The 11715-nt window shown below is 73.5% G+C and carries 13 protein-coding genes; 5 read left to right on the forward strand and 8 right to left on the reverse strand.

The window, feature by feature from the left end; genetic code table 11:
* The first annotated feature begins 40 nt into the window (after window positions 1-40).
* Window positions 41-958 (forward strand): pseudouridine-5'-phosphate glycosidase, encoded by a 918-nt coding sequence (locus ABD374_RS26150; protein WP_344498067.1) that lies wholly within the window; start codon window positions 41-43, stop codon window positions 956-958.
* Window positions 955-1956, forward strand: coding sequence for a carbohydrate kinase family protein (locus ABD374_RS26155; RefSeq protein WP_425577353.1), 1002 nt, complete (start codon window positions 955-957; stop codon window positions 1954-1956). Before ABD374_RS26150 ends, ABD374_RS26155 begins: the two co-directional genes overlap by 4 nt.
* A 369-nt stretch (window positions 1957-2325) precedes the next feature.
* Here ABD374_RS26155 and ABD374_RS26160 read toward each other — a convergent pair whose 3' ends face one another.
* The 4 genes from ABD374_RS26160 to ABD374_RS34905 all read right to left on the reverse strand — a co-directional run bounded on the left by ABD374_RS26160 (window position 2326) and on the right by ABD374_RS34905 (window position 4455).
* A complete protein-coding gene (locus ABD374_RS26160) occupies window positions 2326-3030 on the reverse strand; it encodes a nucleoside/nucleotide kinase family protein (RefSeq protein WP_344498068.1) in 705 nt (234 codons plus the stop codon).
* Between the two features lie 7 nt (window positions 3031-3037).
* Window positions 3038-3283, reverse strand: coding sequence for a hypothetical protein (locus tag ABD374_RS26165; protein ID WP_344498069.1), 246 nt, complete (start codon window positions 3281-3283; stop codon window positions 3038-3040).
* Window positions 3284-3375: 92 nt separating this feature from the next.
* Window positions 3376-3873: a cupin domain-containing protein gene (locus tag ABD374_RS26170; protein WP_344498070.1), complete on the reverse strand. Its 498-nt coding sequence runs from the start codon at window positions 3871-3873 to the stop codon at window positions 3376-3378.
* A 111-nt stretch (window positions 3874-3984) separates the two neighbouring features.
* The gene (locus tag ABD374_RS34905; protein ID WP_486388636.1) at window positions 3985-4455 is read right to left on the reverse strand and encodes a DUF7873 family protein; all 471 of its coding nucleotides are present in this window, start codon (window positions 4453-4455) and stop codon (window positions 3985-3987) included.
* On the opposite strand from ABD374_RS34905, the gene ABD374_RS26175 reads away from it, so the two are divergent.
* Together ABD374_RS26175 and ABD374_RS26180 are read left to right on the forward strand one after the other, a co-directional pair.
* Window positions 4399-4857 (forward strand): hypothetical protein, encoded by a 459-nt coding sequence (locus ABD374_RS26175; protein WP_344498071.1) that lies wholly within the window; start codon window positions 4399-4401, stop codon window positions 4855-4857. The genes ABD374_RS34905 and ABD374_RS26175 overlap by 57 nt on opposite strands.
* A 1-nt stretch (window position 4858) precedes the next feature.
* Window positions 4859-5563: a DUF2293 domain-containing protein gene (locus ABD374_RS26180; protein ID WP_344498072.1), complete on the forward strand. Its 705-nt coding sequence runs from the start codon at window positions 4859-4861 to the stop codon at window positions 5561-5563.
* Between the two features lie 226 nt (window positions 5564-5789).
* Here the strand turns inward: ABD374_RS26180 and ABD374_RS26185 are convergent, their stop codons facing one another.
* The 3 genes from ABD374_RS26185 to ABD374_RS26195 all read right to left on the reverse strand — a co-directional run bounded on the left by ABD374_RS26185 (window position 5790) and on the right by ABD374_RS26195 (window position 10835).
* Complete coding sequence (locus tag ABD374_RS26185; RefSeq protein WP_344498073.1) at window positions 5790-6995, reverse strand: SWIM zinc finger family protein; 1206 nt, start codon at window positions 6993-6995, stop codon at window positions 5790-5792.
* Window positions 6992-9892: a DEAD/DEAH box helicase gene (locus tag ABD374_RS26190; protein ID WP_344498074.1), complete on the reverse strand. Its 2901-nt coding sequence runs from the start codon at window positions 9890-9892 to the stop codon at window positions 6992-6994. Before ABD374_RS26190 ends, ABD374_RS26185 begins: the two co-directional genes overlap by 4 nt.
* A 478-nt stretch (window positions 9893-10370) precedes the next feature.
* Window positions 10371-10835 (reverse strand): DoxX family protein, encoded by a 465-nt coding sequence (locus ABD374_RS26195; RefSeq protein WP_344498075.1) that lies wholly within the window; start codon window positions 10833-10835, stop codon window positions 10371-10373.
* Between the two features lie 147 nt (window positions 10836-10982).
* Between ABD374_RS26195 and ABD374_RS26200 the strand changes: the two genes are divergently transcribed.
* Complete coding sequence (locus tag ABD374_RS26200) at window positions 10983-11240, forward strand: DUF6343 family protein (protein WP_344498430.1); 258 nt, start codon at window positions 10983-10985, stop codon at window positions 11238-11240.
* Between the two features lie 52 nt (window positions 11241-11292).
* Here the strand turns inward: ABD374_RS26200 and ABD374_RS26205 are convergent, their stop codons facing one another.
* Complete coding sequence (locus tag ABD374_RS26205) at window positions 11293-11661, reverse strand: tetratricopeptide repeat protein (protein WP_344498077.1); 369 nt, start codon at window positions 11659-11661, stop codon at window positions 11293-11295.
* Between the last annotated feature and the right edge of the window lie 54 nt (window positions 11662-11715).

Consider the following 11715-nt stretch of genomic DNA (forward strand, 5'->3'; position numbering starts at 1 on the left):
GGACGTTTGCGGGCCCGGCCGGTGCGCCAGGAATGGGGGCATGCCTGACACCACGCTGCTGCTGTCCGGGGAGGTGCGGGAGGCGCTGGAACGGCGTCGCCCCGTCGTGGCCCTCGAATCGACGATCATCGCGCACGGCCTGCCGCGCCCGCGCAATCTGCGGGTCGCGGAGGAGCTGGAGGAGGTGGTACGTACCGTCGGAGCCGTTCCCGCGACCATCGCCGTCCTTGACGGCAGGGCACATGTCGGCCTGGACAAGGCCCAGTTGGAACAAGTGGCGAACGACGATTCGGTGCGCAAGCTGGGTCATCGCGATCTCGCACCGGCGCTGGCGACGGGGGCGAACGGGGCGACGACCGTGTCGGCGACGGCGTTCCTGGCCGCACGGGCCGGCCTGCGCGTCTTCGCCACCGGCGGGCTCGGCGGCGTACACCGCGAGTGGACCGAGACGCAGGACGAGTCGGCGGATCTGGGGCTGCTGGCGCGGACGCGGATCACGGTGGTGTGCGCGGGGGTGAAGTCGATCCTCGACGTCCCGGCGACGTTGCAGCGGCTGGAGACGCTGGGGGTCGGCATCCTCGGGTACGGCACGGAGCGCTTTCCGGGGTTCTATCTGAGCAGCTCGGGGGAACCGGTCGACTGGACGGTGCGGACGCCCGGTGAGGTGGCTGCGGTGATGCGCGCCCAGGACGCGCTCGGCGGGCCGGAAGCGGCGCTGCTCGTCGCCAACCCCGTACCGGAGGCCGAGCAGCTCGATCCGGCGCTGCACGACCGGGTACTGGCTCAGGCACTGGAGGAGTGCAGGGAGCGCGGACTCGCGGGTCAGGGGGTCACGCCGTTCCTGCTGGACCATCTGGTGCGGGGCACGGAGGGCGCCTCCCTGGAGGCCAATCTGGCGGCGGTGCGCGGCAACGTACGGCTGGCGGCGCAGATCGCGGCCGCGTGGACGCGGGCATGAGCCGGGCAGCGGGAGGAGGTGCCGGAAGGAACGTGGGAGGAGGTGTGAGAGGAGGTGCGAGCGAGGGTGGCGACGAGGACGGGACCGAGGACAAGCGCTTCGGTTCGGGCGGCGCACTGCTGGTGGTCGGCGACGTGGTCACCGATGTCGTGGCCCGCCACCGCGCACCGCTCGCGCCGGCGACCGACACGGCGGCGGACATCAGGACACTGCCGGGCGGGGCGGGTGCCAACGTGGCCTGCTGGGCGGCGTACTCGGGGCTCGCGGACGTACGGCTGCTGGCGCGGGTCGGCGCGGACGCGGGTGCCTGGCACGAGGAACGGTTGCGGCGTGCGCGGGTGCGCCCGCAGGTCGTACTCGACGAGGAGGCGGTGACGGCCACCGTCATATCCCTGGTCGACGCCGCCGCCGAGCGCACGTTCCTCACCGACAGCGGCGCCGCCCTGCGGCTCTCTCCCGCCGACTGGTCCGCGTCGTTTCTGGACGGCGTCGCCCATCTCCATCTCTCCGGCTACCTCTTCTTCGCGGATACGAGCCGGCGGACGGCCCGCCTCGCCCTTCTGGAGGCCCGGAAGCGAGGGGTGACGGTGAGCGTGGACCCGGCGTCGGCGGGGTTCATCGCCGGGCTGGGGGCGGGCCGTTTCCTGGAGGCGGCAGCGGGGGCGGACGTACTGCTGCCCAACGCGGACGAGGCCCGGCTGCTCACCGGACTGCCGGAAGCGGCGGACGCCGCAGCCGAGTTGAGCCGCCGTTTTCCACTCGTCGCCGTCACTCTGGGCTCCGGGGGTGCGCTGCTGGCCGCAGCCGGCAGCGTACGGGACCGCGTCCCGGCCACCCTGGTGGAGGCGGTGGACTCGACGGGCGCGGGTGACGCGTTCAGCGGGGCGTTCCTTGCGGCACGCCTCGCCGGGGCGGACGATGCGCAGGCCGCGGCGGCGGGATGCGCGGCCGGAGCGCACGCCGTGACGGTGGTGGGCGGGCGACCGCCTCTCCCGTGAACCGGCTCTTTTGATGTGACTCGTCGCTCTCGCGGTGGCTTGCTGTGCTCGCGGTGGCTCGTAGCGCTTCCGGTGGCCGTCTGCCGGTGTTCGACTCGGCCGTGCGACCGGCGGGCAGGGCCCTCTTCCGCCCGGTGCCAGAGGTACGGCTGGGAGGACGCCCGTGTCGTGCGCTGCCCGGTCGAGTGAGAGCGAGAGTTATGGACGGCTCTACAGGGTCGGCGTGGAGGCGGAAGTGGAAGTGGACGGACGGACGAACCCCGAACCCCGCACCGCGTCCGCCGCACCCACGGCGCCCCGCACCCCGTCACCCCGTGACGGCCCGCATCACCTCTTCGCGAACCGGGACTCCGACGGACAGAACACGCCCTAACCACGCAGCCCCGTCCACGCCGGATGCCTCGGATCATCGGCCCGTACGAGCACATCGGCGGTCTCCCCCGGCCGCACCTCCCGCTCGTAACGGGCGAAGACGGGCAGTGTCCACTTCGCCCTCTCCTCGGTCCGGCGCTCCAACGCCCCCGCGGACAACCGCACATGCACCGTCAGGTCGAACGGAAAACAGTGCCGCAGAAGCATCGGCCCGTGCAGCAACAGCACACCACCGGCCGGCAGCCGTACGTACGGACTGCGCGTCGCGCGGTCCGTGGCCGGGTCCCACAGGTCGGGCAGAACGCGCCCGGTCCCGCCGGGCTCCAGGGGCCCGAAGACCTCACGCCGCAGGGCGCCGACGTCGAACCAGCCGTCGTAGTACGAGTCGGGGTCCTCCTTGCCGAACTCGTAGCGGAGCGACGCCGGCCGCAGAAATCCCTCCGCGCCGACGACCACGACCGTCCGGCCGCGCAGCCGCAACGCCTCGGCGAGGCGCCCGGCGATCTCGCCGGTACGGGCGGCGGGCGCGCCGTCGACGGCGGCCTTGAGCCACGGCGACGGCTCCCCGCCCGCCGCCGACTCCGGACTGCCCGGGTGGCCCGGATCGCCCGGGTCACCCCCGTGTCCCAGGTGTCCCCTGTGACCCAGATGGTCGGCGAGGGCGTCGGTCAACCGTTCCCAGGTGATCGCTTCGAACTGCACAGCCCCATCATGCAGGCGGCACGGGCCGGCCTGCCTCATCCGCCTCATCCGGCCCGCCCCGCTCGTCGAACCGGTCGGCGAGCACGACACCGCGCTCGGCGATCACGTCCTGACAGGCGCGCAGTCCCGGCCTCGGCGTGACGCCGGAGGAACGTATGGCGAAGACGGCCTGGACCGACCGCCCCTGAACGACGAGTTCGTCGACTTTCTCGCGTACGGCGGCGGGCAGCGAGGCCCAGAGGTCCGAAGTCATACAACCGACCCTAGCCGCAGCCACCACGCCCGCAGTCGCGGCCCCATGAGCAACACCGGGCAGCACCGAGCAGCACCTCCACCACGCGTCGCCTACTCCCCTGCCGTCCCCGTCCCCGTCCCACCCGTCTCGCACGCCGGCGCGTCGGCGTCGACGGAGAGCGGACTGCCGGTGGGCAGCATGTAGGTCACGTACAGCACCACAGGCTCGCTCCCCAGGTTGCGCCCGATGTGCCGGTGCTTGACTCCGGACGGTTCGATGAAGGACTGGCCCGCTGTCGTCGTCTCGACGGAGCAGTCCTCCAGCGTCCGGGACAGCGTGCCCTTCTGCACGACGGCTATGAGCTGTCCGGGGTGGTGGTGCCAGCCGGTGGAGCCGCCCGGAGCAATGGTGATGGTGCGTACGACCACATCGGTGGGCCCCTTGGTCTTCACCTTCATCGTCCCGGCGGAGGTACCGGTGGCGAGCACCGTGCCGCTCACTCCGCTCCCGGGCGTCGCGAGTGCGGCGGACGGCACCATGCCGAGCGCCGCCAGGCACCCGCCAAAGACCATGCCCTTGCGCCCCCGCACCTGCTTACCGCTCCGCATCAACCCCAAGAATCCCAAGAATCCCATGCGAAACCCTCCAACTCCCGGGCAGATTCCAGGGATTCGATCGGAGTCCCCGCCGCCGCGATCACTGAAATCACCGAAATCGCCTCACCGTATCCGAGACCCACCACGCGCCCCAGGGGTTGCGCACGACGGTTTTCGAAAGATCGGGAACACGCTTCGACCGGCCGCGCCTCGGCCCGCCCGAGCCCGAAGGAGGCGGACCCGGGGACATGGCCGGCCCCCGAGCCCTGATCGAAGCTCTGCGGGCCGGAATCGAACCGGCATCTCGACGCGCATGGCCCCGGCCCGGTCGGTACGGCGATCGGCGGCGAATGAGGTGTCCGTCAGCAGCGCCGGCTTCCGGAGCCCGTGGTGGGCTGCCGTCAGGTCCTGCTGCGCCTTGGCCTTGACGCCTTTCTCCACTGCGATGATCTGATTGAGTTTCGCCACGTCCACGACGCCCACAACGTCGCCTGCCCGCACTCGAACGATTATTTGGGACTTCCGGGGAGTACGCACATGGGGACAGCCCTCGTCGCCGTCATAGGCACCCTGCTCGGCTCGGTGGTGACGCACTTCTTCCAGCGTCAGACGGCAGAGCGCACCGCCGCCCTGGCCCGCGCCGAACAGCTCCGTCAGGAGCGGATCTCCGCGTACAGCGCCTTCGCCGGCGCGGTCGTCGACTACCGGCGCGGCCAGAACGACCGCTGGCACCGCCAGAGCGAGGCGCCGGGCAGCGACAGCGCCGAATCGGCCCGCATGGAGTCGTACCGGCTGCGTGTGGCCGCCCGGCAGGCGCTCTACCGCGTCCAGTTGGTGTGCGACGACAACGCCGCCGTGGACCTGGCGGTCTCGGCCTTCGAAGCCACGAACCGCATGCACGAGGCGACGGACGAGGCCGAGCGCTCGCTGCGCTCGGAAGAGGCGCAGGAGGCGGTGCGCGCGTTCATCGCGACCGCGGCGCCGGGGGTCCGCTGACGTGCCCGGCGCCGAGCCGGTGGTCGTCGCTCCCCTCGTACCGCGCCTCCACTGCGCGGAGTGCCACCGGGGCCCACTCCCCCTCCTCGTCCTGGAGCACAACGCCCCGTACTGCCTCGACTGCGCCGACCTGGGCCACCTCGTCCACCTCCCGCGCGGCAACGCGGCCCTCACGCGCCGGGCCCGCGAGTCCAGTTCGCTCTGGGCGGTCGTCGTCCGCCACAACAGGCGCCGCACCCGGTACGAACGCCAGGGCATCCTCGTGGAGGAGGCGGCCCTGGTCCGTGCCGAGGCCGCCTGCCTGGCGGACGCCGACGCCCGCGCCCGCCGCCGCGAACGCGACGCGGCACGCCGCGCGGCCGAGGACGTACGCTTCACCGCCGCCCTGGCCGCCGAGATCCTGCGCCTCTTCCCGTCCTGCCCGCCGTCCCGCGCCCGGGCGGTCGCCACCCACACCTCGGAACGCGGCAGCGGCCGGGTCGGCCGCAGCGCGGCGGGCCGCTCCCTGGACGAGGGCGCGGTGACGGCGGCGGTACGGGCGTCCGTACGGCACGTCGACACGGCGTACGACGCGCTGCTGATGAGCGGCGTACCGAGAGGGAAGGCGCGGGCGAGGGTGGCAGCCGCGACAGACGCGGTCCTCACCGTCTGGCGAACACCGCCGGCGCCGCCGGGACTCACTCGAACGGCCTGTTCCTCCGGCTGACCGAGCGGTTCGTCCACGCGCACGGACAGAAGCAGTGGAGCAGTGCTACGCCGGAGGTGATCTGCGAAAACGCCGCATCGCGCGTCATGCACCCCGACGTGCACCGTGCGCGCGGGCTTTCCGATCCGCGCGAGCGGCTCGCACCCGCCAGCGCCGCCGGCCCGTCGTGGACGTGTGCGCCTCGTCGGCCGCGGGACCACCGCAGGGGCGACTGCGCCGCGCCGTCTCAGGTGTCGAGCAGCGCGGTGAGCGCGTCCACCGGGTCCCTGTCCGGGGTGCCGGTCGGCCACCAGTCGTCCGTGCCGGGGTCCGATTCGTAGGGGTACCAGCGGTCGTCCTGGCCCAGACGGAGCTGGATGCCGCGTTCCGCGTCGCCGAGGCGGTTGCGGTGCGGGCGCAGGCGGGGGAGGCCGGCGGCGGCCAGGGCCGGGCGGGCCCGGTCGAAGGGGCCCGCCGGGGGGTCCCAGGGGGTTTCGAGGACGGACAGGCCGGTCGGGCCGCCCTGTTGCCAGGCGGCCACCGCGCGGGCCAGGTCGGTGGGGGTGCGGCCGGTCGCGCGGGCGAGTGCGGCGTACAGGGTGCGGGTGGCGGCTGTCAGGCCCGAGCCGGGCTGGGCGGCCGCCAGGCGGACCGCGTCCTGCCAGGGGGTGAGCGTCGCGACGGGGTCGGTGCCGCTGGTCAGGAGCGTGTGGGCACGGGCCGCCGCGTCCGTCACCAGGAGGTCCAGGGTCAGCGGGTCGGGTGCGCCCCGGGTGCCCGGGTACGCGCCACAGGCGTGGCCGGGGTGCGGGGGTACGGGCAGCGGGCCCGGCAGCGGCGGGAGTGTGCGCGGGCCCAGGGCGGCGGCGGCCGGGACGCCGGGGAAGGGCGGCGGCGCCGGCTTCTCGCGGACGGAGAGGGCGGCGTTGCGGCGGGCGAGGTCGTCGAGGAGGTCGCGCTCGGCCCGGCCGCGCATCAGGAGCAGGACGAAGGGGTCGGCGTCCAGCAGGCGGGCGGTCTCGTAGCAGAGAGCGGCCGCGTGCTTGCAGGGGTGGCCGCGGTCCGGGCACGAGCAGGAGGGCACCAGGTCGCCGGGGGCCGGCAGCAGGTCCACGCCCGCCTCGGCCGCCGAATCGACCAGGGAGTGCGGCATGTCCTTGTCGAGCAGGGCCGCGATGTGGGCCGGGTTGGCCGCCGCCGTCGCCAGGAACCGTTCCCAGTCCTCGTCGTCGAGTGCGCGCAGGCGGATCTCCGTGCGGTAGGGGCGGGGTCGGCTACCCCGTACGTACGTGACGATCCGGCCCGGCGCCACGCTGATGGCGCCGACGTTGCCCTCACTGGCGTACGTACGGCCGCGGGCGAGGCGGGCCGGGTCGAGCGACAGCGCTTCGAGCGCCTCGGTCCAGGCGCTGCCCCACCAGCTGCTGCCGGGCTTGGCGCCGCTCGCGCTCATGCCGGCCTCCGCAGCGAGACCAGGTCGGCCAGCTCGCGGTCGGTGAGCTCGGTCAGGGCCGCTTCCCCGCCGCCCAGGACCGCGTCCGCCAACGCCCGCTTGGACGCGATCATTTCGGCGATGCGGTCCTCCACCGTGCCCTCCGCGATCAGCCGGTGCACCTGCACGGGCTGGGTCTGTCCGATGCGGTACGCCCGGTCGGTCGCCTGGTCCTCGACCGCCGGGTTCCACCAGCGGTCGTAGTGGATCACGTGGGCGGCGCGGGTGAGGTTCAGTCCGGTGCCGGCCGCCTTGAGGGAGAGCAGGAAGACGGGAACCTCGGCGGACTGGAAGCGGTCCACCATCTCCTCGCGCCGGGCGACGGGCGTTCCGCCGTGCAGGAGCTGGGTACGGACCGCGCGGGCCGCCAGGTGGTCGGCGAGCAGGCGCGCCATGGTCACGTACTGGGTGAAGACCAGGACCGAGCCGCCCTCCGACAGGATCGTGTCGAGGAGCTCGTCGAGGAGTTCGAGCTTGCCGGAACGGCCGGTGAGGCGCCGGGTGTCCTCCTTCAGATACTGCGCGGGGTGGTTGCAGATCTGCTTGAGGGAGGAGAGGAGCTTCATGACGAGACCTCGGCGCGCGATGCCCTCCGCCCCCTCGATGGCCGCCATGGACTCCCGTACGGACGCTTCGTAGAGGGACGCCTGCTCACGGGTGAGGGAGACGGGGTGGTCGGTCTCCGTCTTGGGCGGCAGCTCCGGCACGATGCCCGGGTCGGACTTCTTGCGGCGCAGGAGGAAGGGACGTACGAGACGGGCGAGGCGCTCGGCCGCCTCGTCGTCCTCGCCGCTCTCGACCAGGCGCGCGTGGCGGGCGCGGAAGGACGTGAGCGGGCCGAGCAGGCCCGGCGTCGTCCAGTCGAGGAGGGCCCACAGCTCGGAGAGGTTGTTCTCCACGGGCGTGCCGGTCAGGGCGATGCGCGCGGGGGCGGGGATGGTGCGCAGCGCCTTCGCCGTGGAGGAGTACGGGTTCTTGACGTGCTGCGCCTCGTCGGCGACGACCATCCCCCAGGTGTGCGCGGCCAGTTCGGGGGCGCTGGTGCGCATCGTGCCGTACGTCGTGAGAACGAAACCGCCGCCGGGTCCGCCGGTGTCGTGGAGCGTGCGGGCCGCTCCGTGGAAGCGGCGGACGGGGACGCCCGGTGCGAAACGGGTGATTTCGCGCTGCCAGTTGCCGAGGAGGGAGGCGGGGCAGACGACGAGGGTGGGGGCGCTGCGGGCGCGCCGCAGATGGAGGGCGATGACCGTGATCGTCTTGCCGAGGCCCATGTCGTCGGCGAGGCAGCCGCCGAGCCCGAGGGAGGTCATCCGGTCCAGCCAGGCGAGACCGCGCAGCTGGTAGTCGCGCAGGGTGGCGTCGAGGCCGGGCGGCTGGGGCACGAGCGCCCCCTCGCCGGTGCCGGCCGCGAGGCGGTCGCGGAGGGCGGCCAGGGCGCCCACGGGGACCGCTTCGACCTGCTCGCCGTCGACCTCCGCACTGCCCGTGAGGGCTGCGACCAGCGCGTCCACCGGCTGCAGCAGGCCCAGTTCACGCTTGCGCGCCTTGCGCACGAGCTCCGGGTCGACGACGACCCACTGGTCCCGGAGGCGGACGATCGGGCGGTGCGCCTCGGCGAGCGCGTCCATGTCCGCCTCGCTGAGCGGCTCGCCGCCGACCGCCAACTGCCAGCTGAAGGAGAAGAGTTCCTGCGCGTCGAAGAAGGAGGTGCCGTCGGTCGCGGACCCGGGCGCGGGGCGTACGACCGCGGTGGCCGTGAGCGTACGGGCCAGCTCGCGGGGCCAGTGGACGGCCACGCCGGCAGCGCCGAGTCTGGCCGCCGCCGGGCCCAGGAGCTCGTACAGCTCGTCCTGCGACAGCGGCAGTACGTCGGGGACCGGGCGGCTCAGGAGGCGGCCGAGCGGCGGCCACACACGGGCCGCGCGGCGCAGCGCCAGCACCGCGTCGACGCGGGCTCGGGGACCGAAGCCTTCGCTGCCGCCGTCGGCCCACAGGGCGGCCGCGTCGATGACGTGCGTCGGGTCGGCCAGGCTGTGCACCTGGACCAGGGCCGCGCCCGCCCGGCGCTGCTCGCCGCCGTCCCCGTCGACGGCCCTGTCCGTCTCCTCGCTTCCTCCGCCCGCTTCGTCCGGTGATCCGTGGTCGTGGTCCGTGCTGTCGAAGATCCGGAACTGGGACAGGTCGAGGCGCAGTGACACCCGCACCCCCGCGTCCACCCCGGCCGCGACCTCCGCCGCCCACTCCCGCAGCTCCGGAAGGTGCTGGGCGGCGCGGGCCGCGAAGGGCGCTCCCACGGCGTACGCCGCGGAAGGCGTCCGGGGCAGCATGTCCGCGACCGCGTCGAGGAACGCCTTCACCAAGGTTTCGGGGTCGGGCAGCTGAAGCGGTGTCCGCCCGGCGAGCGGGACCGCGTGCGCCTCGGCGGGCATGGCCGCGGCGATGGCCCGTACCTGCGCGACGTCGTCGGCGTCGAGCGGCCCGGCACGCCAGGCGTCGTGGTCCCCGGAGGTCAGGCCGGGCAGCAGCCGGCCCCGCGCGGCGAGGTGCAGGGCGTGCAGCGCCGCCGCGCCCCAGCAGCGGGCGGCGGGATGGGCTGCGGGATCGTGGCGGGCCCGGACCAGCAGCGGCAGCGCGTCGGAGAGGGGGAGGAGAACGGCGGGCACGGTGTGGCGGCGTACGGCGGTGCCCCGGAGCCCGTGCCGTCGTACGACCGTGATCTCCGTGGAGGTCTCGGGCAACGCGGAAACCTCGGGCAGGGCAGAGGTCTCGGGCAGGGTGCCGCCCTCGGGGTCCCAGAGGGCGATCCTGCCTTCGCGCGGCAGCTCCGCGGGGAGGAAGACCGCGGCGCGTCGTCCCATGCCTGCCATCGCTTCACCCCCCGTCCCGCACATCCCGCGTCCCGCTCGCCGCGCTCGTCTCCGTCCACGTGCGAGTTTACGGGTGGGGTCCGACACTGGTCCCCGGCCGACGCCGCGCGGGCGCGGGAACGGTGTGCGCATGAACCTCACGGGACGAGGCACCCGGCCCGGACCGATCCGGTCGTCCGGGGAAAAGGGGCACCCCCATTGACCGAACACCGCGACAGACCCGCCACCGCCGCCGACGGGTTCGCGGAGGAGATCAAGCAGTCGGGGCCCCACACGGCGGAGAGGGACCCCGCGCGGGGAGGCCGACGGCGAGGGCGGCGACGCCCTGTGGCCCAGTCTGGGCGCCCAGGAGTCCGCCCACCGCCACGACGAGCACGGCAAGAGCGGGAGCCGGCGCGGCCACTGGGGCCACTGGGGCCGAAGGGGGCGCCGCTGAACGAGTGCCGCGGCCCCGCCGCCGTCAAAGCCGTCAGCGCGAAGACCGACGACGCACCAGTGCGACGAGCTCCGCGTTGTGGTGGCGGCGGGACCAGGCGACGGCGACGAGCGGCACCAGCAGGGTCAACGGCGTCGCGGCGTTCCCGCCGTCGAAGACCGTCAGCTGGGTGAAGAACGCCCCGGCCATCAGCGCACCGAGAGCGAGCGCCGCCACCCCGGACAGGACGGGAATCAGCAGCGCGATCGCGCCCGCCAGCTCCAGGCCCCCGACCAGGTACATGAACCAGTCGCCGAAGCCGATCCTGTCGAAGCTCTCCGCCGCCGAGGAGTGACCGACCAGCTTGGGACCCGCGCTGGGCACGGCGAAGAACAGGGCCAGCAGGATCTGAAGGGCGCGCACCGTGATCCGTACGCGTCGGCCCGGCGCGGCCGGTGCGTCACCCGGCCCCCGGGAGGCGGTGGTGGTGGCGGCGACAGTGGTCGTTGCGTCGGACATCGTGGTCTCCCCCGGAAGCGGTGCGGCGTGTGTTCTCACAGATACCGACCGCCCCGCGTCCCGGAACTCATCGCCGGACAGCCTGTGAATCTGCGGACCGGGTACCCGCCTGCGGGGATCGTGGGGAAGAGGCGATTGATCATGATCATGCGTACCGGGAGTGAACCGAGAACCGCACGCAGCCCCCTCCGGCTGCGGCTCTGGCTGAGCCTGTGGGGCCTGCTCTGGGCCGTCGGCGGAACGGTCGCCCTCGCGGCCGCCGGCCGCACCGGCTGGGCCGTCGCCTGTGGCTGCCTCGCCGTCGTGGTCACCGCGGACCTGGTGACGGTCGTACGCCACCTCCGTCAGGGCGCGCACTACCAGCCCGGCCGCGACATCCCGCCGTACGATCCGCCGCACCCGTGAAGACGTCCGCCGCACCCGTGAACGCGCGCGGCCGCACGGCCGCCCACTCGCCTCACTCGTCCGCGTCGAACCGCGCCGCCGCCAGGTACTCCGGCTTCGGGTCGAGCGCCGCCGCCAGCCTGAAGTGGCGTTTCGCCCGGTCCGCATGCGAGGCACGCTCGTACGTGCGCGCAAGGGCGAAATGAGCGAAGGCGTTGTCGGGCTCACGCTCCAGTACGAGCTGGAATTCGAGCTCGGCGGAGCGCAGTTGGGCCGACGCGAAAAAGGCACGGGCGCGCAACAGCCGAGCCGCCGTGTTCTCCGGATGGGCCGCTATGACCGAGTCCAGGAGTTTCACGGCTCCGCGCGGATCACGCGCGGCCAACAGGTGCTCCGCCGCGCGGTAGTCGATGATGTGGGTTTCCGGGCTGCTTTCGGGCACGCTGAAATCCTTCCGCTCGCCCCTCAATCCTTTCCAACGGCCCCGGCAGTATGC

It is taken from the genome of Streptomyces enissocaesilis (assembly GCF_039533765.1).
In the GTDB taxonomy this organism is placed as follows: Bacteria; Actinomycetota; Actinomycetes; order Streptomycetales; family Streptomycetaceae; genus Streptomyces; species Streptomyces enissocaesilis.

What these genes read in the sequence shown, in the direction of transcription:
- ABD374_RS26150 (WP_344498067.1), top strand. Translation starts at nt 41, where the DNA reads ATGCCTGACACCACGCTGCTGCTGTCCGGGGAGGTGCGGGAGGCGCTG.
- ABD374_RS26155 (WP_425577353.1), top strand. Translation starts at nt 955, where the DNA reads ATGAGCCGGGCAGCGGGAGGAGGTGCCGGAAGGAACGTGGGAGGAGGT.
- ABD374_RS26165 (WP_344498069.1), bottom strand. Translation starts at nt 3,283, where the DNA reads ATGACTTCGGACCTCTGGGCCTCGCTGCCCGCCGCCGTACGCGAGAAA.
- ABD374_RS26170 (WP_344498070.1), bottom strand. Translation starts at nt 3,873, where the DNA reads ATGCGGAGCGGTAAGCAGGTGCGGGGGCGCAAGGGCATGGTCTTTGGC.
- ABD374_RS26175 (WP_344498071.1), top strand. Translation starts at nt 4,399, where the DNA reads ATGGGGACAGCCCTCGTCGCCGTCATAGGCACCCTGCTCGGCTCGGTG.
- ABD374_RS26185 (WP_344498073.1), bottom strand. Translation starts at nt 6,995, where the DNA reads ATGAGCGCGAGCGGCGCCAAGCCCGGCAGCAGCTGGTGGGGCAGCGCC.
- ABD374_RS26190 (WP_344498074.1), bottom strand. Translation starts at nt 9,892, where the DNA reads ATGGGACGACGCGCCGCGGTCTTCCTCCCCGCGGAGCTGCCGCGCGAA.
- ABD374_RS26195 (WP_344498075.1), bottom strand. Translation starts at nt 10,835, where the DNA reads ATGTCCGACGCAACGACCACTGTCGCCGCCACCACCACCGCCTCCCGG.
- ABD374_RS26200 (WP_344498430.1), top strand. Translation starts at nt 10,983, where the DNA reads ATGCGTACCGGGAGTGAACCGAGAACCGCACGCAGCCCCCTCCGGCTG.